The organism is Pseudomonas moraviensis (assembly GCF_900105805.1).
Lineage (GTDB): Bacteria > Pseudomonadota > Gammaproteobacteria > Pseudomonadales > Pseudomonadaceae > Aquipseudomonas > Aquipseudomonas moraviensis_A.
Genome location: NZ_LT629788.1, coordinates 5,222,732 through 5,241,733 on the forward strand (window position 1 = coordinate 5,222,732; position 19,002 = coordinate 5,241,733).

18 protein-coding genes and 1 tRNA gene are annotated in these 19,002 nt (G+C 59.7%); 1 reads left to right on the plus strand and 18 read right to left on the minus strand.

Features of this window, described 5'->3' with window-relative positions:
* Positions 1–40 precede the first annotated feature (40 nt).
* The 8 genes from BLU71_RS23455 to BLU71_RS23490 form a co-directional block, all read right to left on the minus strand.
* Entirely contained in the window at positions 41–1,198 is a 1,158-nt protein-coding gene (locus BLU71_RS23455; protein ID WP_083353989.1) for an AAA family ATPase, read from the minus strand.
* Between the two features lie 234 nt (positions 1,199–1,432).
* Positions 1,433–1,508: transfer RNA gene (locus BLU71_RS23460), tRNA-Thr, on the minus strand.
* A gap of 75 nt (positions 1,509–1,583) precedes the next feature.
* Positions 1,584–2,420 (minus strand): FkbM family methyltransferase, encoded by an 837-nt coding sequence (locus BLU71_RS23465; RefSeq protein ID WP_083353990.1) that lies wholly within the window; start codon positions 2,418–2,420, stop codon positions 1,584–1,586.
* Positions 2,421–2,766: 346 nt separating this feature from the next.
* A complete protein-coding gene (locus tag BLU71_RS23470) occupies positions 2,767–4,002 on the minus strand; it encodes a methyltransferase (protein ID WP_083353991.1) in 1,236 nt (411 codons plus the stop codon).
* Positions 3,983–4,672: an ABC transporter permease gene (locus tag BLU71_RS23475; protein WP_064363372.1), complete on the minus strand. Its 690-nt coding sequence runs from the start codon at positions 4,670–4,672 to the stop codon at positions 3,983–3,985. The genes BLU71_RS23470 and BLU71_RS23475 overlap by 20 nt, the downstream gene beginning before the upstream one ends.
* Complete coding sequence (locus tag BLU71_RS23480) at positions 4,669–5,364, minus strand: ABC transporter permease (protein ID WP_064363371.1); 696 nt, start codon at positions 5,362–5,364, stop codon at positions 4,669–4,671. The genes BLU71_RS23475 and BLU71_RS23480 overlap by 4 nt, the downstream gene beginning before the upstream one ends.
* Positions 5,365–5,441: 77 nt before the next feature.
* Positions 5,442–6,194, minus strand: coding sequence for an ABC transporter substrate-binding protein (locus tag BLU71_RS23485; protein ID WP_042608621.1), 753 nt, complete (start codon positions 6,192–6,194; stop codon positions 5,442–5,444).
* A 13-nt stretch (positions 6,195–6,207) separates the two neighbouring features.
* Entirely contained in the window at positions 6,208–6,981 is a 774-nt protein-coding gene (locus tag BLU71_RS23490; RefSeq protein ID WP_064363370.1) for an ABC transporter ATP-binding protein, read from the minus strand.
* A 543-nt stretch (positions 6,982–7,524) separates the two neighbouring features.
* On the opposite strand from BLU71_RS23490, the gene gabP reads away from it, so the two are divergent.
* The gene (gene gabP, locus BLU71_RS23495; protein WP_065615397.1) at positions 7,525–8,916 is read left to right on the plus strand and encodes a GABA permease; all 1,392 of its coding nucleotides are present in this window, start codon (positions 7,525–7,527) and stop codon (positions 8,914–8,916) included.
* 71 nt (positions 8,917–8,987) lie between these two features.
* On the opposite strand, the gene BLU71_RS23500 is transcribed toward gabP, so the two are convergent.
* The 10 genes from BLU71_RS23500 to sbnB all read right to left on the minus strand — a co-directional run bounded on the left by BLU71_RS23500 (position 8,988) and on the right by sbnB (position 19,000).
* A complete protein-coding gene (locus BLU71_RS23500; RefSeq protein WP_065615398.1) occupies positions 8,988–9,440 on the minus strand; it encodes a hypothetical protein in 453 nt (150 codons plus the stop codon).
* A 6-nt stretch (positions 9,441–9,446) separates the two neighbouring features.
* Positions 9,447–9,860, minus strand: a complete 414-nt coding sequence (locus BLU71_RS23505; RefSeq protein ID WP_042608625.1) for a hypothetical protein — start codon at positions 9,858–9,860, stop codon at positions 9,447–9,449.
* A gap of 29 nt (positions 9,861–9,889) precedes the next feature.
* Complete coding sequence (locus BLU71_RS23510; RefSeq protein ID WP_227973465.1) at positions 9,890–10,810, minus strand: alpha/beta fold hydrolase; 921 nt, start codon at positions 10,808–10,810, stop codon at positions 9,890–9,892.
* Positions 10,811–10,931: 121 nt separating this feature from the next.
* Positions 10,932–11,990 carry a PDDEXK nuclease domain-containing protein gene (locus BLU71_RS23515; protein WP_065615399.1) on the minus strand — a complete coding sequence of 353 codons (1,059 nt, stop codon included), beginning with the start codon at positions 11,988–11,990 and terminating at the stop codon, positions 10,932–10,934.
* A 278-nt stretch (positions 11,991–12,268) separates the two neighbouring features.
* Positions 12,269–12,613 (minus strand): hypothetical protein, encoded by a 345-nt coding sequence (locus BLU71_RS23520; protein WP_065615400.1) that lies wholly within the window; start codon positions 12,611–12,613, stop codon positions 12,269–12,271.
* A gap of 23 nt (positions 12,614–12,636) precedes the next feature.
* Positions 12,637–14,115, minus strand: coding sequence for a PLP-dependent aminotransferase family protein (locus tag BLU71_RS23525; RefSeq protein WP_065615401.1), 1,479 nt, complete (start codon positions 14,113–14,115; stop codon positions 12,637–12,639).
* A gap of 27 nt (positions 14,116–14,142) precedes the next feature.
* Entirely contained in the window at positions 14,143–15,567 is a 1,425-nt protein-coding gene (locus BLU71_RS23530; RefSeq protein WP_083353993.1) for an L-lactate permease, read from the minus strand.
* A gap of 15 nt (positions 15,568–15,582) precedes the next feature.
* The gene (locus BLU71_RS23535; protein ID WP_042608630.1) at positions 15,583–16,197 is read right to left on the minus strand and encodes a glutathione S-transferase family protein; all 615 of its coding nucleotides are present in this window, start codon (positions 16,195–16,197) and stop codon (positions 15,583–15,585) included.
* Entirely contained in the window at positions 16,194–17,975 is a 1,782-nt protein-coding gene (locus BLU71_RS23540) for an FAD/NAD(P)-binding protein (RefSeq protein WP_083353994.1), read from the minus strand. Before BLU71_RS23540 ends, BLU71_RS23535 begins: the two co-directional genes overlap by 4 nt.
* Positions 17,969–19,000, minus strand: a complete 1,032-nt coding sequence (sbnB, locus tag BLU71_RS28020; RefSeq protein ID WP_083353995.1) for a 2,3-diaminopropionate biosynthesis protein SbnB — start codon at positions 18,998–19,000, stop codon at positions 17,969–17,971. The genes BLU71_RS23540 and sbnB overlap by 7 nt, the downstream gene beginning before the upstream one ends.
* Positions 19,001–19,002: the final 2 nt, after the last annotated feature.

Below are 19,002 nucleotides of genomic sequence, written 5' to 3' on the forward strand. Positions count from 1 at the left end.
AAAAGCCCTCGAAGGGGTCTGTCCCCAATACTGCTTGAGCCTAACTTCCCTCGATCAAAGCCCGCTCCTCCAGCCAGATCTCTTGCACGAACTGATCGGTGATCGCATAAATGCCATGCCCGCGTCGCATGATGATGTTCTCGGCAACCAGCGCAATCACTACCGGCTGAATCTCTTCGACCCGCACCTCTCGCCCGACGGACTTTGAATATTCAGCCGCTGCGTCTGTGGAAAAAATTCCGCGAGCATCGCCTTCTGTAGATGCGATCTTGTTGAAAACGGCTTGAGCCAAGCTACCCAGTTGCTCGACTTTTTCCAGCTCGATGCTTGCCGCCGCCGAACGTAGTGTACTGGCGATTACTGGCAGAAAAACATCTGGCTCGCCCTCTTGCTGTAAGAGTTGGCGTAGGGCCTTCAGCATTTCTTCAGGCCGATTGCCCAAAGTGTCAAACGCTTCGATTGCAGCTTCGAGGGACGGTAATTTGTCCTGCTTCACGGTCATTGCGAGTCGGTTTAGCAGGAATTCAACGTAATCGCCTTTCAGCAAGGGATAGGCTGCTGACGTGGCTCCGGAAAAGGCGTGGTTGCGTTTGGCGGTCAGTTCGCTGACTTGCGCTCTGTGCGAACCTGTGCCGATAAATAGAAAGTATCCCGGCGTTTTCGGACGAGGGTTGATTGCATCGCGGGCGGCTTTGAGTGCCAGGAGCAGCTGATTACCGTCGTCTGAGGAAATGGCATGCTGCACCTCGTCAATGATCAACACCAGATCAGTCTTGGCTTGATCTACGACTTCGGTGAGTGCTTGCGCCAGTGTTGGGCCGTCGACGTTACCAATGCTGTCGAGTTTAAAGCCGAACTTGAATCCAGCGGCGCCGATTTCAACATTGCTGACTCGCTTGAAGGTTTCCAAGGCAGAGGAGCCAGGTGTTTGCAGATCTTTCAGGGTTTTCCGGATGGCGTTGTGCACGAGCGTTGCCGGGTTAGCCAGAGTGTCGCTCCATAAATCGACGTAGATGACCAAAGCGCCTGCTTCTTCCAGGGCCGGGATGAGATCATTCCTCAGAAACGTCGTTTTGCCTGTGCGGCGCAGACCAGATAGAAACAAGCCTGAGCGCAAACCTTCGTCGAGCACACCTGGGTTAAGAAGCTGGTTAGCCATTGACTCAGCCAGTTCTGGTCGCTGAAAAATGCTGCTCATGCGATTACACCTTTTTATGTGCACACCATAATTATTGCTATTTCATAATTTAGCATAAAGATGGAAACGAGGACCGTCGGTTCAAAGTCCGCGCTTTCGAAGTGTGTAAGAGGAAGTGTGGCCAATCGCGCGAAGTGCGAGGGAGAAGCTACTTTCACCGGGGGAAAGTGCCAGGGATATAAACAAAGCAGAAACAACAAAGCCCCTGCATTTCTGCAGGGGCTTCGTTTTGTTTGGTGCCGGCACCAGGAGTCGAACCCGGGACCTACTGATTACAAGTCAGTTGCTCTACCAACTGAGCTATACCGGCGTGTGGGCGACGATTATAGCGATTGGGAAGATCCTGTAAACCCCTGAATTCAGACTATTTTTGCATCCGTTCTAATCAAGCCCTGCGCAGCACATTGCGCAGGGTTTGCACGGCCTTCACGGTGCGGCTGTTCTGCAGGACCGATAGTCGCGCTTCGGCCTGCTCCGCGCGTTGCAGGGCGTTGGCCAGTTGTTGGGCGGTGTCGAGTTCGCTGGGGCTGAGCGGGTGAGCGAAGGCGTGGCCTTTGCACAACTGGAAGTTGTCGAGATTGCACGGTGGGATATCGAAAGCAGGTTTGAGGTTCAGGTGTTCGTCGGCGAGGAACCAGGTGTTGAGACCGTCGAACAGGATGGCCTGATAACCGGCGTCGGTGACCAGCGGTTCCCACGTGTGGTCGCGCTCCCAGGGGGTCTCGATGACGATGATCCAGGGACGGAAGCGAGTGAAGTCCATGCCGCGCAGGACGCTTTCTTCGTGGCCTTCGACGTCGATTTTCAGGAAATGGATCGGTCGATCAGCGGCATATTGTTCGCAGATCGACGTCAGTGTGCGCGAGTCTACTGTGAGGCTGCGCACCTCCATGCCTTGATCTTTGTGCTGTTTGGCGATCGCCGGGTCGGCCGTGGACAGGCCGGTATCGGGGATAGCGTAGAAAGTCATTTCGCCGGGCCGATCGCTGGCGATGCATTGCACAGTAGTGTCGTGCGGACGTTGCTGACAGAGGGCGTCGTAGTAGTTCTGTATCGGTTCGACGTTCACGCCGTTCCAGCCGTGGTCATAGAAGGCTTTGGTGACCGAATCGTGGTTCGGGTCATTGGCTCCTACATCGATATAGAAGCCGTCTTCGACTTGCTTGAGGGCACGCCACAAGCGGACGTCTTCAAAATTCTGCGCATAAGAAATAAACGTCACGGTCGCATCCTGTCGGGTTTGTTTTGTTCTTGTTGGGACGCGTGCGGGTGGCACGTTGTGGCCTTGTATAGCAAGGCGGGCGAGATGCCGCAATTATTCGCTGCGAGCGGGTGCAATCAGGCGGTTATGTCGTTTTGATTGGCGGCTTATGCACATTCGGCTGGCATGGAATCGGGTCAGGCGGGATTTTCTGGAAGCGTTCTCATTTTGTTCGCAAATTCCTGTTTTAACGGTTTTTTATTAATGTGAACAATAAATGAACAGCGCTGTTAATGGCTTGAAACAGGCGTAAATATTGGATCCACTATGGATTCATCAACAGAGTTATCCACAGGGTGGTCGCGTTTTATCTGCGTTCGGCCAACATCAGCAAATTCCGCGGCGTAAGGGGGGCTGAGCAAAAAGTGCCAAGGCGTACGGCGTAGCCCTGTTCGACGAGGAACAGCGCCCGATCCAGATTCAACCAAAGCTCCAGTGGCCGTCGGAACAACCCGCGGAGCAATTCCAGGTTGCGTACTTCGGCCAGTCGCTGCCAACCGGTAGCTTCCAGTTTTTCCCAATCCGTCGGTCCGACTGTGGATAACTCTTTCAGCGCGGCCAGATCGCGGCAGTAGTCAGGGAAGGGTTTATCCAGCCAGGCGCTCGGCAGAGATGGGGTTGGCAAATACTCGTCAGTACCGCGCAACTGCCGTTGCAGACAATCGAAAGCCAAGCGTCGGGCCATCGAGGTATCGCGCTGGCGTTTGACCCTCGCACCGGCGGTGACGGTTTCGCTCATCGGCAGAGCCAGATCTTCGAGTGATAGCCGTAGGGCTGATCGCAAACCCTCAGAAGACAGTGGCTGATACTCGCTGCGATTGATCCGGTTGTAGCAACATGGCGCGATCGCCATCTGCTGACATCCGGCGGCACTCGCCAATCGCATGAGGCGTACGTGCAGATCGCCGCAGGCGTGCAGGGCGATGGGTGTGTGACTGGCGCTCACCACGGCAGCGGCGTCCGCCGCGAGTACGTCCTGCTCCACATGCAGCGCATGCAAGTCATGACGCTGACTCAGCGCCTGACCGCTCGCAACCAACAAAGGATCATATTCGACACAAGTCAGTTGCTGCCCTTCATTCAACAATCGTCGACCCAGATGCCCTTTGCCGGAACACCAGTCCAGCCAATGCGTCGGCTGCGAGGCGAAAGACAGACAACTGGCAAACGCCTCGATCTGCTGCCACTTGCGCCCCGGCACATCGACATTCAAGCGATGCCCGGCAACCTCAAGCGCGTGCCTTGGCAATTCGCCGACTGCACTCAGTTGGGCCGACAATTTCGCCAGTGAGGCAAATGGCTCGGGCGCATCGGTCAGATCAGCAAGATGGTTATGCGCGCGTTCTGCATCTTCCAGCGATCGCCCGCGAAGCCAGGAAGACAATTCCGGGTGACTGGTTTCCCACGCAAGGGAAAGATGCGTAAACGGTCGAGGTTTCCACAGCGCCTGATGCTCAATCAGAAAAGCATCCAGCGCGATGAAGCGGGCGAGCAAGTCATCGCCCGTCAGCACGCAGGAAGTTTCAGCGGCCCTGGCAGGCATCGACGCGCAGCCAGCGCTCCAGCAGCTTGAAGCCGCGTACCAGCACGTAAGCCATGACCAGATAGAACACGCCGGCGGCGAAGAAAATCTCCACTGGCAAATAGGTGCGGGCGATGATCGTGCGGGCCATGCCGGTCAATTCCAGCAGGGTCACGGTGCTGGCCAGGGCGCTGGCCTTGAGCATCAGAATCACTTCGTTGCTGTACGCCGGCAGACCGATCCGCGCTGCACGCGGGAGGATGATGTAGAACATCGCTTTCGGCCTGGACATGCCCAACGCTCGCGCCGCTTCGATCTCGCCCGGTGGAATCGCCTGAATCGCACCGCGCAGAATCTCGGCGATGTACGCCGCTGTGTGCAAGGTCATGGTCACCGTGGCACACCAGAATGGATCGCGCAGGTACGGCCACAGCGAGCTTTCACGCACGGCGTCGAACTGCGCCAGGCCGTAATAGACCAGGAACAGCTGCACCAGCAACGGCGTGCCCCGGAAAAAGAAGATGTAGGCGTAAGGCAGCGAGCGCACGTACCACAGCTTCGAAGATCGGGCGATGCCCAGCGGAATCGCCAGCAGCAGGCCGGCAATCACTGCGATGGCAACCAGTTCGAGGGTCAGGGTCGCGCCCTGCGCCAGTTTCGGCAGCCACTTGATGATGACTTCCCAATTCATTGCGCGCTCCTCGCAAAGCCGCGGGCGGCGCGTTTTTCCAGGAAATGCATGCCGGTCATCGCCAGTACCGTCAGGGCGAGGTACATGACCGCCGCGACCATATAGAAGGTGAATGGCTGTTTCGACACGGTCACGCCGATCTGCGCGTGACGCATGATTTCTTCCAGACCGATGACCGATACCAGCGCGGTGTCTTTCATCAGGATCATGAACAGATTGCCCAGGCCGGGCAGGGCGATGCGCCACATCTGCGGCATGATCAACCGGGTGAAGATCCGCCACTTCGACAGGCCCAGGGCCTGGCCGGCCTCACGGTGACCCTTGGGAATGGCAAGCAGGGCGCCACGGAACACTTCCGTGGCGTAGGCGCCGAAGCACAGGCCCAGTGCGATCACACCGGCGGCGAAAGCGTTGAGTTGCAAATCGGGGTTGCCGAAGTACTCACCGAGGGTGCGCATCAGGTTGACCGTACCGAAGTAGATCAACAGCACCCAGAGCAATTCCGGGACGCCGCGCACCAGCGTCGAATAGCTGCCGCCAAGCCATTGCAGCGGCTTGTACGGGGAAGTCTTGGCCAGAGCGCCGAGCAGGCCGAGCACCAGGCCCAGGCACAGGGCGGTGAGCGCCAGTTGGACGGTCATCAGCGCGCCAGCGGCGAGCGCCGGGCCGAATCCGTAGAGGTCGATAATCATGGGTTTCTGTTCAAATTGCGGCAGGCAAAGTCGGGAGCCGGCGCCGCTTGTTCACGGCGCCAGTCCCACAGGTCAGATCAATAGATGCTGAACGGGAAGTACTTGTCGTTGATTTTCTTGTAGGTACCGTCAGCGACGATTTCCTTCAGTGCAGCGTTCAGCTTGTTGCGCAGTTCGTTGTCACCCTTGCGCACGGCGATGCCGATCTTGTCGCTTTCCACCACCGGGTCGCCCTTGAACTCATAGTTCTTGCCAGCGTCGGTTTTCAGCCAATCGTAGTTGGCGTATTTGTCGGCGAGGATCGCATCGACACGACCGGAGGTAAGGTCGAGGTAGGCGTTTTCCTGGGTATCGTAGAGGCTGACCTTGATGTCATCACCGTAGGTGTCTTCGAGCCAGGTGCCGGCCAGCGTTGCGCGCTGGGTGCCGATGGTCTTGCCCTTGAGCGAGTCCTTGTCGGTTTTGAAATCGACATTTTTCGGCGCGATGAACTGCAGTTTGTTCGAGTAGTACGGGTCAGTGAAATCCACCGCGGCTTTGCGCTCTTCGGTGATCGACAGCGAGGAGATCAGGAAGTCGAACTTCTTCGCGTTCAGGGCCGGAATGATGCCGTCCCAGTCAGAGGTGACGACGGAGCATTCGGCTTTCATCTTTGCGCACAGGGCGTCGCCGATTTCCTTGTCGAAGCCGACAACCTGTCCGCTGGCATCTTTGTTGTTGAACGGCGGGTAGGCCGCTTCGATGCCCATTTTCAGGGTTTCAGCCATGGCACCGGCGCTGAACGCGAGGGTGACTGCGGCGGCCAGGAAGACCTTCTTGAAATTCTGCATGCATGTTGCTCCGTTAGCGGTTGCTGGACATGAATTGTTTGCAGCGCGCCGAAAGCGGGTTGTCGAACACCTGCTGTGGCGATCCTTGCTCTTCTATAAGGCCCTGATGAAGGAACACCACTTCGCTGGAGACCTGACGGGCGAAGCCCATTTCGTGGGTCACGAGCAGCATGGTGCGGCCTTCTTCGGCCAATGCGCGGATGACACTAAGTACTTCCTGAACCATTTCCGGGTCAAGGGCGGAGGTGGGCTCGTCGAACAGAATGACTTTCGGCTGCATCGCCAGTGTGCGGGCGATCGCTGCGCGTTGTTGCTGGCCGCCGGACAGTTGCGCCGGGTAGGCGTGGCGCTTGTCGGCGATACCGACCTTGGCCAGCAGGGCTTCGGCGACTTCGATGGCCTCGGCCTTGCTCTGGCCGAGCACCCGGCGCGGGGCTTCGATGATGTTGTCGAGCACGCTCATGTGCGGCCACAGATTAAAGTTTTGAAATACAAAACCGATCTCCGAGCGCAGGCGATTGATCTGCTTGCCGTCGGCGGCAACCAGTTCGCCATTCTTGGCGGCTTTGAGCTTGAGTTCTTCACCGGCCACCAGGATCTGGCCCTGATGCGGGTTTTCCAACAGGTTGATGCAACGCAGGAACGTGGACTTGCCGGAACCGGAAGAGCCGAGGATCGAGATCACGTCGCCGTCGCGGGCGGTCAGCGAGATGCCTTTGAGCACCTCAAGCTGTCCGTAGCGTTTGTGCAAGTTGCGGATTTCCAGCGCGGGCGTGGCCTCAGCCATGTGCGTTCCTCATATATGTTGCGCTCCTGCTGTTGGCGGGCCTTCCAGGCGAGGCGGCCAAGCTAGCATAGCGTTTCAATGGCAGCCAACAGCGCTACGAGCGGTAATCGGGTGGCCTGTGGCGGGTTGTCGCATCGGCGCAGCAGACTGTCGCCCCATCAACAACCGAACGGGTGTTTGATCATGCAGACCCGTAGGTGTCGCGTAAAAAAAGGCGCGATGTTGCCAGCTTTGGCGGGGTGTTGGAAGCGCTATCCGGCCGAACGTTCCTTATTCGCCCTTTTTCTGTGCGTCGCACACTTTTTCTGTGTGTTTCTGGTGCGCGGATTCGTCTTCAAAGTGAGTCGCAGGGTAACGTTCTGGCGAATAGCCAGTAAACTCAATGACTTGCATCGGATGCCAGAGCCCGCGGCCTTCAAGGACTTGAAACATTTTGGCGCAAATATTGCGTGCAGAATAAGGAACAGGTCGTTGGATTCTTTTTACGAGAAAGAATTTTCAGACGTGCCGGATGCACTCGCTTTCCTTGCAAAGGTAGTCTCTATGAGCAGTACCCCAAGCTCCACTGGCCTCGAACAGGGGCTCAAACCGCGTCATGTGACCATGTTGTCGATCGCCGGTGTGATCGGTGCCGGTCTGTTTGTCGGCTCCGGCCACGCCATTGCTGCCGCCGGCCCGGCCGTGCTGCTGGCCTACGCCGCTGCCGGCACCCTGGTGGTGCTGGTGATGCGCATGCTCGGCGAGATGGCCGTGGCTTCGCCGGACACCGGCTCGTTTTCGACGTATGCCGATCGCGCGATCGGTCACTGGGCCGGTTTCACCATCGGCTGGTTGTACTGGTGGTTCTGGGTGCTGGTGATTCCGCTGGAAGCCAACGCCGCCGCGACCATCCTGCATGCCTGGTTCCCCGGTGTGGATATCTGGGCCTTCGCGCTGGTCATCACCATGCTGCTGACGGTGACCAACCTGTTCAGCGTGAAGAACTACGGCGAGTTCGAGTTCTGGTTCGCCCTGATCAAGGTGCTGGCGATCATCGGCTTCATCGGCCTGGGCCTTGCGGCGATTTTCGGCTTCCTGCCGACCAGTCAGGTCAGTGGTGTCTCGCACTTGTTCGACAGCGGCGGCTTCCTGCCCAACGGCATGGGCGCCGTGCTGGGCGCAATCCTGACTACCATGTTTTCGTTCATGGGTACCGAAATCGTCACCATCGCGGCGGCGGAATCGAAAGACCCGGGCAAGCAGATCTCCAAGGCCACCAACTCGGTGATCTGGCGGATCGGCCTGTTCTACCTGGTGTCGATCTTCATCGTCGTGGCGCTGGTGCCGTGGAACGATCCTACCCTGGCCAACCTCGGTTCCTACCAGACCGTGCTGGAGCGCATGGGCATTCCCAATGCCAAGATGATCGTCGATATTGTCGTGCTGGTCGCGGTGACCAGTTGCCTGAACTCGGCGCTGTACACTTCGTCGCGCATGCTGTTCTCCCTCGGCAAACGCGGCGATGCCCCGGCCATGTCGACCCGCACCAACAAAAGCGGCACGCCTTACTGGGCGGTGATGTTGTCGACCGGCGCAGCCTTCCTCTGCACCTTCGCCAACTATGTGGCTCCGGCCGCGGTGTTCGAATTCCTCCTGGCCAGCTCCGGCGCCATCGCGCTGTTGGTCTATCTGGTCATTGCCTTCTCGCAATTGCGCATGCGTAAACAAAGCGTGGCGCGTGGCGAGAAAATCGAATTCAGCATGTGGCTGTTCCCGGGGCTGACCTGGGCGGTGATCATCTTCATCGTCGCCGCGCTGACCATCATGCTGTTCCAGGAAGCCCACCGCGTGGAAATCCTCGCCACCGGCCTGCTGAGCGTGATGGTGGTGGCTGCCGGTCTGCTGGTATCACGCCGTCGCAAGCTGGAGAAGCGTGGTGCGGTGGTGTTGAACTGAGTCGTAACGTGTAATGCAAAACGGCCGCTGTCAGGGATGACTAGCGGCCGTTTTTTGTTTCTGAGAAGGGCTTATTCGCTCTTGTCTTCCTGGGTCTCTACCGACTTCCCATAAGCATCCAGCGCCACCCCGAAATCCGTAATGAACTGCGGCTCGCTCAGCCAGGCCTGGGCTTGTTCGATGGTCATTCCGTCGGCCCACATGCGGTAGTCGATGAGCATGTCGGCGGCCAGGTGAGTAGCGGCCATGCCTTCGTTGTCGGCGTTTTCCAGATCGAGCAGTTCAGGATGATCGACGATGATGAAGGCCAGCTCGCGCAGCAGGGTCAACAGCATTTCGTTGCGGCTGACGGCTTCGGCGTCGCGCATTTTGCTGAACATCGCCAGGGTGTATTCCGGGATCGGCTCGGCGAGGTGGCCGAGGTCTTCATCCTGATCCAGCGGTTTGCGCCCGACCATACGGATCTGCTTGGCTTTGGCCTTGGCGCGTTTGGCGCGTTTCTGTTGCTTGTTCAGGGATGCCATGGGAGCTCAGTTCTTCTGTTGGGTTTGTGCGGCGATCGCGTCGGATGCCGCTACATAGTCAGCCTGGAAGGCCGGGGATTCGATCCACGCCAGCGCGCCAGCCTCGTCGGTTTCCTGCGACCACTGGCGATACTCGATCAGCGCGGCGAGGATGAAATCCATCGCGCCTTCTTCACCTTCCTGCTCATAGACCAGTTCCAGCAGTGGGTCTTCAAGGAACGCCGTGCACATGGCCTGTTGGCTGATCTTTTCGGCGTCGATCATTTTCTTGAACAGTTCGGTCAGATCCACCGATTCGAAATCGATGCGGTCGTCGTTCGGGTCCAGCTCGACCGGCGCTTCGGCGCGTTTGGTGCGGTTCTGCTTGGCCTTGGTCTTGGCCCGGGCGGCGCGTTTTTGCTGCTTGTTGGCGGAGGCCATGGTGTGTTCCGTCGTGCGTGGAAAAGGGCTTAACTGCGCGGGACTGGCCGTCCGGGTGTGTCGAGGGCCAGTGCGCCGGTCTGCAGCCAGGTCAGAGCGATGGGCCATAGTGTGGCTTGGTATGCGCTACGAAAAAAGCCGAAATGTCCGACTTGTTGTTCGCCGATGTCCTGCGGCTCGATGCGCAGGTGAGTTTTTGTCGCGTTGCTGAAGTAGGCGAGCAGGCGTTCGATCGCCGGGATCGTGCCGTAAGGATCGTCGCCGAGGCTGATGGCCAGGGTCTGCGCGCGGACATTGGCGAAGGGCAGGGCGCCCGACTTTTTCATCAGCGCGCGACCGCTTGGGCGTTGCTCGTAACGTGCGGTAGGCGTGCTCCAGTCGCGGACTACGCCGGTGGGCGTGTCCTCCAGCCAGCCGAGCCGCTTGCCTGGAAAATAGCCGCAGAGCAGCGCCATCAAAGGCATGAGCACATGCCACTTGCCGAACATCCGCCAGCGCTGTTCAGGGGCGTAATCGCGCCAGTAAGCGAACTGCGCCCCGACGGTAACCAGCCGTCGGATGACCGTGCCCGATGCGGCCAGACCGGCCGCGCAACCACCGAAACTGTGCCCGACCACATCGATTGGCTGACCGGGAAACTCCCGATGCGCGCGGTTGAGCATCGCTTGGAAATCCAGCGCACCCCAATCGGTCCACGAGGTACGCAGCCCTTTGATCGACTCGCCGCGCGATTCGCCGATGCCCCGATAGTCGTAGGTCATCACGTCGAAGCCGTGGCTGAACAGATAGGCCGCGAATCGTGAATAGTGCCGACAGCGCACGGAGGTGGCAGGGTTGATGATGACCACCGGGCGCTGAGGATCGGGCGAACTGTGGCGCCAGGTGAAGCCCCCGAGTGCGTAGCCGTCGGCTGCGGTTTCCTTGAAGGGCGTAGCTTTAGTTACAGTCAAAGCTGCTTGGCTCAATTCTGGGTCGCCCACATCGGATGTCTGCTGACAGCGCATGGTGCTTGACCTCGGCGGTTAGGTGCCAACCTTAGTCGCCGCGCTGATCAAGAACAATCCGGCCGGTTCATTCACTGGATTGAATGAGCATGCGTTCTTCGATCAACGCCTGTTCGCGGTTGAGTTCAGCACGTAACTCTTCTTCGCTCGGCAGTATCGTCTTGTAGCTGCTGGCGAACAGTTGCTCATTGCCTTTGAGCATGGAATAGCGCGCCACCGAGTCATTGCTTTCCGCGCTGAGAATGATACCGACGGTTGGCTTGTCACCTTCGCTGCGCTTGAGCTCGTCGTACATGCGCACATACATGTCCATCTGCCCGACATCGCGGGCGCTGAGCTTGCCGCGTTTCAGGTCGATGATCACGAAGCACTTGAGCAGGAAGTTGTAGAACACCAGATCGATATAGAGGTCGACGCCGTCAGTGCTGATGCGTTGTTGGCGGGCGACAAAGGAAAAGCCTTTGCCAAGTTCAAGCAGAAAGCTCTGCAAGTGGTCGATGAGTGCTTGTTCGAGTCCGCTTTCCCTGACTTTGCCTGCCGAGGGCAGGCCGAGGAATTCGAGCATGACCGGATCGCGAATGAATTCCCGCGGATTGCATTTTATCGCGTCGATGTTGGTCGTGGCTTCCTCGACCACCTCGGCTTTGTCCTGACTCATCAGCAGGCGCTCGTAGTAGAGCGTCAGGATCTGACGATCAAGGGCGCGGCTTGACCAGTTGAGGTCGGCGCATTCGTTCATGTACCACAGGCGCGCTTTCTCGTTCTCGACGCGTAGCAGGCGGCGGTAGTGGGTCCAGCTCAATTCGGAACGCACTGCGTTCCAAATTGGAAAAGACTGATAAAAGCTACGCATATATCGCAGATTGCGCTCATCAAATCCCTTCCCGAATTGCCCCGTGAGATCCTTCGCCAGCAGCGCGAGCAACTGCTGGCCATAACCCGCACGCTGAGCGCCTTTCTGTTCGAAATCGACGATATGCCGGCCGATTTGCCAACAGGTCTGCACTTGGATCGTATCGACCGCGCGTAGCACTTTTTGCCGCGCCTGGCGAATCAGCTCGCCCAGTTCGCCCAGCAGTGAATGGATTTTCGGGTCTTGGGTTTCAGCGGGTTTTAGCTGGGTCATCGGGTTTTCCGCGTTCTGGAAACAGAGACGCAAGCATGCCGGTGATGTCGACGCAGGTATGTCGGGCGAACCTGCGAGTTTGGAAGGAAAGCCGGATTGGCGTCGCAGGATATTGCCACCGGAAGGCGCGTAACAGAGTAAATGTCCGTAGTCCATTTCGTACTTTTGCCCGGTCGATCGCCGCAGATTTGGCAACGCTTCGGTGAGCGATCTGGTGTTGCGCTTGAAGGAGGGGAAAAGGCAGGTAAAAGGCTGCTTAAAAAAGCACCTCAGTTGCATCATCGCGAGCGCTTGCCCTTAGGCCTCTGCTCACGCATCCGCCCTTTGCGATAAACCCACAGCCCGAACACGCCGATGGCCAACATGAACGAGGTCCAGAAGCTCTGCCACACGAACTCGAACCAATATCGCCGAGGTTGCAGTGCCAAGGTGTAGGTGCTGCGCGGCCCGCGATTGCTGGTGGTAATGGAACCGCTGATCCAGCTTTCGATGAGCATGTAGATCGAAAGACACACGGCAAAGGCGATCAGCACGCCAGCGAGCACCGTCAGCCAGAATGTCCAGCGGCTCGGCCTGTACGGCAGGGGATGCGGCAAGCGAATACGGGTTCTTTTCTGATTCATGAAGCGGGGCTCGCGCAAGCCGGTCAGGAAACTGCCGGCTCTTGAAGTTGTTCAGTCGGCATCGGCTGCAGGCTGGTTGGGCATGCGGCAAGGTGGGCGCATTCGGCAATCACCTTGAGAATACCGATCACCGCCGGGGTCAGGGTGGTGCCAAGGCAGATGCGCACGCCTGTGGAAGCCTGGCCGTCGGCGAAAAAGATGCCGCTGCCAGCCACGTGGCAACCGCGCTCCGTGGCCAGTTGTTGCAATGCCCGCATGTCGGTGTTCGCAGGCATTTCGATCCAGTGAATGAAGCCGCCGCGAGGTGGCACATAGAGGGTCCCGGCCGGGAAATCCGTGCGCACCAGCGCATCGACAAAACTCGCCAGCGAGGACAGTTGCGATCTCAATCTGGCGCAGTGTTCGTCCATGTAGCCGCGGCCGATGAATTCATTGAGGACATTTTGCGCAAGGCTGGACACGGCCAGGTTGCGCGAAAACATCTGCGCGAGGATGGCATTGCGGTATTTTCCGGCCAGACACCAGCCGACGCGATAACCCGGCGCAATGGTTTTGGAAAACGACGAACAGTAGATCGTCTGGCCGCTGGTGTCGTAGCTCTTGATGGCGCGCGGCCGATCAGCCTCGGGCACCAGGTCGAAGAAGATGTCGTCTTCGATGATCGGCACATCCGCTTCCCGGGCGATCCTTGAAAGGCGCGCGCGCGCTTCGTCGGGCATGATGAAGCCACGCGGATTCTGCAACGTCGGGTTGAGAAAAATCACCGCGACTTTTTTCTGTTTCAGTGCTTCTTCCAGATGATCGACATCCAGGCCCGTACGGCCGTCGGTGCGGATCGGCAGGGCGCGCATGCCCAGGCGTTCGATGGTCTGCAGGATGCCGTAATAGGTCGGGGTTTCGATGGCGACTGTAGCGCCTTTCGACGCGACGGCTTCGAGGGCCAGTTCGAGAGCGATGGTGTCGCCCGATGTCACCAGAATGTCGTCCGGCCCGCAGACAACACCGCGAGTCAGCATCAGGCCGGCAATACGCCTTCGCAGGGCGGGAAGGCCGGGTGGCGCGACCAGGCCGCTCAGCGCGTTGTCAGTCTTGGCAGCCAGCACCGAGAGGCATTTGTTGAGCAGCACGTTGGGCGTGAGATCGCTGTGCAGAACCGCCGAATTCAGCGATGCGGTGGTGCGCGAGGCCGCTTCGGAGAGCATCGCGACCACCGCATGATTGACGTTGACGGTGACACTGGAAAAGTCGAAAGCGCCGGACGGTTTTGCCCGCCCTGATGCCGAGACGAAGTAGCCGACGCGCGGCACCGTCGAGACGTAGGCGTCGGCCTCGAGATCGGCCAGCGCCCGTTGCACCGTGGTGATGCTGGTCTCGAACATCCGCGCCAGAACGCGGATCGACGGCAGTTTCGCTTCGGCCGCCAGGTCACCGCTGTCTATCTGGCGAATAATCCAGTCCTTGACTATCCGCCAGCGCTTGTCCGGCAAATCAAACCTGTCCATAAGTTCTCTGTGATGTTTCGAAACAATTCACAGAAAGTAGAGCAAAACGATCCCCGTTGCAGCAACTATGACGATGTTCAGCGCCACCAGACCGAAGGCGAAGCGGATCAGGCTGTTTTCTTCCTGGCGGTTGGCACCGGCAAGTCCGGTGATCAACGACAGGATCGACAGCGAGCCAAGTGCGCCATGGCCGGCGGCGCTGTTGACCATTGCCGCCAGCCACGGCCCGTGTTCGCTGCTCAGCGCGGCAATGGACGGCATCACCAGCGTGTTGCCGCCGACGTTGGAGCCGGTGACATAACCGGCAATCCCCGCCAGCAGAGCGATCGTCGGCGCCAGCGAAATACCCGACATGGATTGCAACGCGCTTTGCGCCTCGGCGAGAAATCCGGCGTTGACCATCACTTGGGAGAGCAGCAGGAACAGGAAGATTGTCGTGACCGGAAACTTCGCCCGGTTGAACAGCGCTTGCCACGGGAAGCCGGCACCCGCGGTTTGCCTGAACGCCATCAGCACGGTCACGATCAGCAGCGCCAGCCCTGGAGACGCCAGCGGCTTCCATGAAACGTGTTCGCCCCTGACGACCCACAGGCCATCCCAGCCCGACAGCACGAACAGTCCGCGCGACGCCACAATCACTCCCAGCAAGGCCAGATAAGGCCATGCCGCATGCGGCCAGCGCACCAGTTTTTTCCGTTGCGCCCAGGAGATGCCGAGGCCGACGCAAGCCACGGCCAGCCCGGCCAGCACGCCGGAAACTTCCGGGCCGACCCACAGGTTGACGCAATACAGCACGGCAACGAACAGGGCAGTCACGACAAGCAGCCCCAGCCACGGTGTGATCCTGCGGATGCCGGCCTGCCACAAGGCCAGCGACGCCAGGCAGAGGAACACCGGCGCGCTGATCAGCGCCGAATGGCTACCGAGGGATTGCGCCGGCAAATGCGCCAGCAAGGCACCGATCACCGTCGCCAGACCCAGCGTGCCCCACGGCATGATCACCATTCCGGCGAGAGCGATTTTCATCCCCGATTGGCGAGTGAAAAGCCCCATCAGCAGCGGCACCGTGGCGATCAGCGAAACGCCGAAGCCGGTCATCGCTTCCAGCAGCGGTGCCAGCCCCAGCACGATGAAAATCACCTGCGCCGGGGGTGTCCAGCCGAGTTCCTTGACCCACGCGCCGATGGCCTGTGGCGCGCCGCCGCGCTCGACCAGAATGACGAAGGCCAGCCCCGGGACGATTACACACGCCGTGCTGAGAAACAGGATCGTGGTGTCTTGAAAAATCGCCGAGGAGATCGCCGCCGACACCGGTCCGGCAGCGCCCAGTGCCCACAGCACCAGCACCAGCACCACACCGGCCAGCGCCGCCTGTACCGGCGGACGCCGGACGATCAGAATCAGCGCGATCACCAGCGCGATCGGTGACATTTGCAGCAAGAGAGAGCTCATAGCGGTTTCCTTGGCTTAATCGTGCGTCTGTCCGCTGTACTCGGTCGCCCGCATGGAAGCGCGCTGGCAGAACGTCTGATACCACTCGCTCAGGCGTCCTTGCGCCGAGAAATCCGAGAGTTGACGGAAAGCGATCCAGTCCAGCGCCGTCGCCAAGGCGATGTGGCCGACGGTGATCGGGCCATTGAGGTCGACGTGTTCTTCGATGAAGCGGTAAGCCTCCTTGAGTTTGTATGCCTGGCCGTCCGCGTACGCCGGGTAGCGCAAAGCCTCGGGGCGGCGCTCGACTTCCCAGCGCAGCTTGATGCCGACGTCGCACATGCCCTGCGCCAATGCCTGCAGGCGCAACGCCTTGTAGCGCTCGGGGCCGCTTGCCGGGATGAATTTGCGGCCGTCGCTCAGGTCATCGAGGTATTCGCAAATCACGATGGAATCGAACAGTGCGGTGTCGTCGGGCAGCATCAGCACCGGCACTTTACCCAAGGGGTTGGCTTGGTAAATGGTCGCGTTGGGTGAAGTCGGGCTGGTCTCGTGATGTATCACCTCAAGGCTCGATGCGATGCCAAGTTCGTGAGCCAGCACCAGTACCTTGCGGGCGTACGGCGAATGCGTCTGATAGTAAAGTTTCATGCGCGGGTTCCTGTCTCAAGGATTGCGGTGGCGACTCGATGGGCGTCCATGAACAGCCGCGAAGGTGCGCCCGCCGAGGTGACGTAGTGGTTGTAATAACAGGAGCCTTCAGCGAGCGGGCCCAGCACCCAGATGTCACGCACCGCTTCGCCGCTGTTCGACTTGGGGTTGGACGCCGCGTCGACATCGATGCCGTCGATGCCCGGCACATCGGTGCGCGGCCGCACAAGGCCCAGGCGCGCGAGGTCGCGCACCGGTGCGCAGTCGCTGTGGGTGACGCCGCTGCTCTGGACGTAACCGGCGACTCGCTTGAAGTGTTCGATCGCGGGGCGTGAGCCGGGCTTGAGGAAGGTCAGCAGGCCGGCATCACACAGCGCGAGCAGATCGGCGTGGCGCTCCTTCTGCGGGCCGGCGACCAGACGATTGATCGCCTTGTGCCAGCGGCCATAGAACTGCCGATGCGAATCTTCGGTGAGCCCGTCGAAATCGACCGCCTCACGCAGCCGGTCACGCAAGTCGCGCCAGACTTCGATAGCGGCTTTGATCGGCGACGCGCCGCGTCCCAGACGCGCTTCCAGCAAGTCGGCTTCGAGGGTGTCGTAAATCCATGCGTGATAGTTGTAAGGCGTGACGCTGTCGGGGAGTTTGTGGCTGATCAGCTCCAGCGGACTGATTGCGCCGGCAATCGCTTCGAACTCGCGCAGCAAGGCTTCACAAGCGGCCACACCCGCGGGGCCGGCAACGCTGACGGTTCTGAGCTGCTCAAGCAGTTGTTGTGGCGCTGAGGGTTTATGCAGGACGGCGACCGCAGCGGCACGCATCTCCAGCAGCATCAGCGGCAGAATATCCCGTTCGAAATCCAGCCGGCGGTTGTGGGCGTTGACCCGCAACGATTCGATACGCTCGCTCGTCAGCAGCACAGCGGTGTGGCGCAGGCAGCCAATCAAGCCGTTGGGGCGAGTACGAAAAGGCAGCCCGTCCCGCGACTGAATGCAGATCACCGGCTCCTGACCCGAAGGCTGGTAAGTGTGACTGCCATTGGCCATGGGTTTGTAGATCCCGCCTCTGCCAGCAGTCAGCGCCGCCAGGGTGTCCATGGCGCCCAGGCCCAACCCTTCGATCAATACCGTTTCGCCGGGCTCGACGGTGGTGAGGCTGCCGGGCAGCGGATAGATGTTATCGACCCGGTTCTGCCCCGCCACGCGCAGGCGCCCGGTGTGGCCGACGGTCAGCACCAGACGATCCACCGTCACCGCAGTGCCTTGGGCGGTTAGCAGAATGTATTGCTGATTCTCGTTGCGCTCGACCGCTGTGACCTGATGCCGATGCAGATTGACCGTGACCCAGCCGGGTGCTGTCGCGAGGATCCGCGTGAAGGCGTCGGCCAGATAAGCGCCGAGCAGGTGCCGTGGCAGAAAATCCTCCGGCTCGACGTCGCGACCGTCGGCGGCGAGCAGGCCACTGTCGGGGTCAACCTTGACGTGCTGCGCTCGGCACCACGCGAGAAAGTCCGGCCCTGGCCGTTCCCGGGCGTCAGTCAGATCACCGAACGCTGCTGCGTCGGGAAATACCCCGAGCTGACCGGCGACGGTGTTGAGCAACAGGTAGTCCGGTTGATCGGGCCAGTGCGCGCCGCTGCCGAGCACGTTGGGCTCGAAGATGTCGATGACCACCGGTTGTTGCGGGCGTTCCTCAGCGCGGCTCAACAGGCGCTCGAATATCGACAATCCGCGCGAACCGCAGCCGACCAGACCGATGTGCACAGGCGCCTTCACCATCCGCGCTCCTCGCCAAAAAATGACGGGATGACAATTGCCGTACCGGCCGCGACCGCAATGTCGTGGATCATCCGGCCAATCGCGAGATCGAGAATGCCCATGCCGAATGGCGAATAGATCAGCGGTTTGTCTTGGGCGACATGCAGGTCGCCGCGAATCAGCTGCGCCACTGTGCCAGTGACAAAGTCGCGATGGCCGTATTGCTGCTCGGCCAGATGCGGTGAAGTATTGGCCTTCAGGCAATGGGTGATGTCGTCGAAGTAGTTGTAACTTTCCTCGATGATTTCGGCGCCGATATCCCGCAGCGAGATGTTCAGAACAATCTGCCCCGGGCGGAACGTGCCGTGGCCTTTTACGTACGGCTCGCCCGCGCTGGTGGCGAACACCACGATGTCGGCAGTCAGTGCTTCTTCGAGCGACAGCAGGCGTACGTCCGGCAGGCCCATTTGTTCGCCAAATTCCGCGAGGGCTTGCGCCGACTCGGCGTTGAGATCGTGAATGCCCACACTGTCGAAGGACCAGTCGTCGGCGACGAAAGTCTCGACGATATTCCTTGAGATTACCCCGCCACCAATGATCGAAAGTGTCGCCGCGTGCCGGTTCTGGCCATTCAGCCACCAGGCACCCAATACCGCCGACGCCGCCGTGCGCACGGCGCTGATCAGTGCACCTTCGAGCAAGGCATAGGGGTAACCGGTCTGCGGGTCGTTGAGAATCAGCACGGCAGATGCGCGGGGAATGCCTGACTTGATGTTGTCGGGATAACTGGCAATCCACTTGATCCCGGAGACGGATTGATCGCCCTCGCTGTCGACGATGGCCGCCGGCAGCGCAATGATCCGGTTCGCCGGTTGCGCAGGGAAACGCAAAAAGTAACTGTCGGGGTTAACGGTTTCGCCACGCTCGTGGGTCAGGTAGGTCTGCGCCACCATGTCGATGGTTGCATGCCGCAGCCCGTTGAGGATGTCTTTGACGACAGCGCCGGGGATGACGTGGAACGGTTGGATCAGATTCTGTGTGGTCATGA

Bases quoted from the DNA above. Each gene is read 5' to 3' on its own strand.
- sbnB (WP_083353995.1), bottom strand. From the start codon at position 19,000: ATGACCACACAGAATCTGATCCAACCGTTCCACGTCATCCCCGGCGCT.
- BLU71_RS23525 (WP_065615401.1), bottom strand. From the start codon at position 14,115: ATGGACAGGTTTGATTTGCCGGACAAGCGCTGGCGGATAGTCAAGGAC.
- BLU71_RS23475 (WP_064363372.1), bottom strand. From the start codon at position 4,672: ATGAATTGGGAAGTCATCATCAAGTGGCTGCCGAAACTGGCGCAGGGC.
- BLU71_RS23500 (WP_065615398.1), bottom strand. From the start codon at position 9,440: ATGGCATCCCTGAACAAGCAACAGAAACGCGCCAAACGCGCCAAGGCC.
- BLU71_RS23540 (WP_083353994.1), bottom strand. From the start codon at position 17,975: ATGGTGAAGGCGCCTGTGCACATCGGTCTGGTCGGCTGCGGTTCGCGC.
- BLU71_RS23520 (WP_065615400.1), bottom strand. From the start codon at position 12,613: ATGAATCAGAAAAGAACCCGTATTCGCTTGCCGCATCCCCTGCCGTAC.
- BLU71_RS23485 (WP_042608621.1), bottom strand. From the start codon at position 6,194: ATGCAGAATTTCAAGAAGGTCTTCCTGGCCGCCGCAGTCACCCTCGCG.
- BLU71_RS23455 (WP_083353989.1), bottom strand. From the start codon at position 1,198: ATGAGCAGCATTTTTCAGCGACCAGAACTGGCTGAGTCAATGGCTAAC.
- BLU71_RS23470 (WP_083353991.1), bottom strand. From the start codon at position 4,002: ATGCCTGCCAGGGCCGCTGAAACTTCCTGCGTGCTGACGGGCGATGAC.
- BLU71_RS23530 (WP_083353993.1), bottom strand. From the start codon at position 15,567: ATGAGCTCTCTCTTGCTGCAAATGTCACCGATCGCGCTGGTGATCGCG.
- BLU71_RS23515 (WP_065615399.1), bottom strand. From the start codon at position 11,990: ATGACCCAGCTAAAACCCGCTGAAACCCAAGACCCGAAAATCCATTCA.
- BLU71_RS23505 (WP_042608625.1), bottom strand. From the start codon at position 9,860: ATGGCCTCCGCCAACAAGCAGCAAAAACGCGCCGCCCGGGCCAAGACC.
- BLU71_RS23490 (WP_064363370.1), bottom strand. From the start codon at position 6,981: ATGGCTGAGGCCACGCCCGCGCTGGAAATCCGCAACTTGCACAAACGC.
- BLU71_RS23535 (WP_042608630.1), bottom strand. From the start codon at position 16,197: ATGAAACTTTACTATCAGACGCATTCGCCGTACGCCCGCAAGGTACTG.
- gabP (WP_065615397.1), top strand. From the start codon at position 7,525: ATGAGCAGTACCCCAAGCTCCACTGGCCTCGAACAGGGGCTCAAACCG.
- BLU71_RS23480 (WP_064363371.1), bottom strand. From the start codon at position 5,364: ATGATTATCGACCTCTACGGATTCGGCCCGGCGCTCGCCGCTGGCGCG.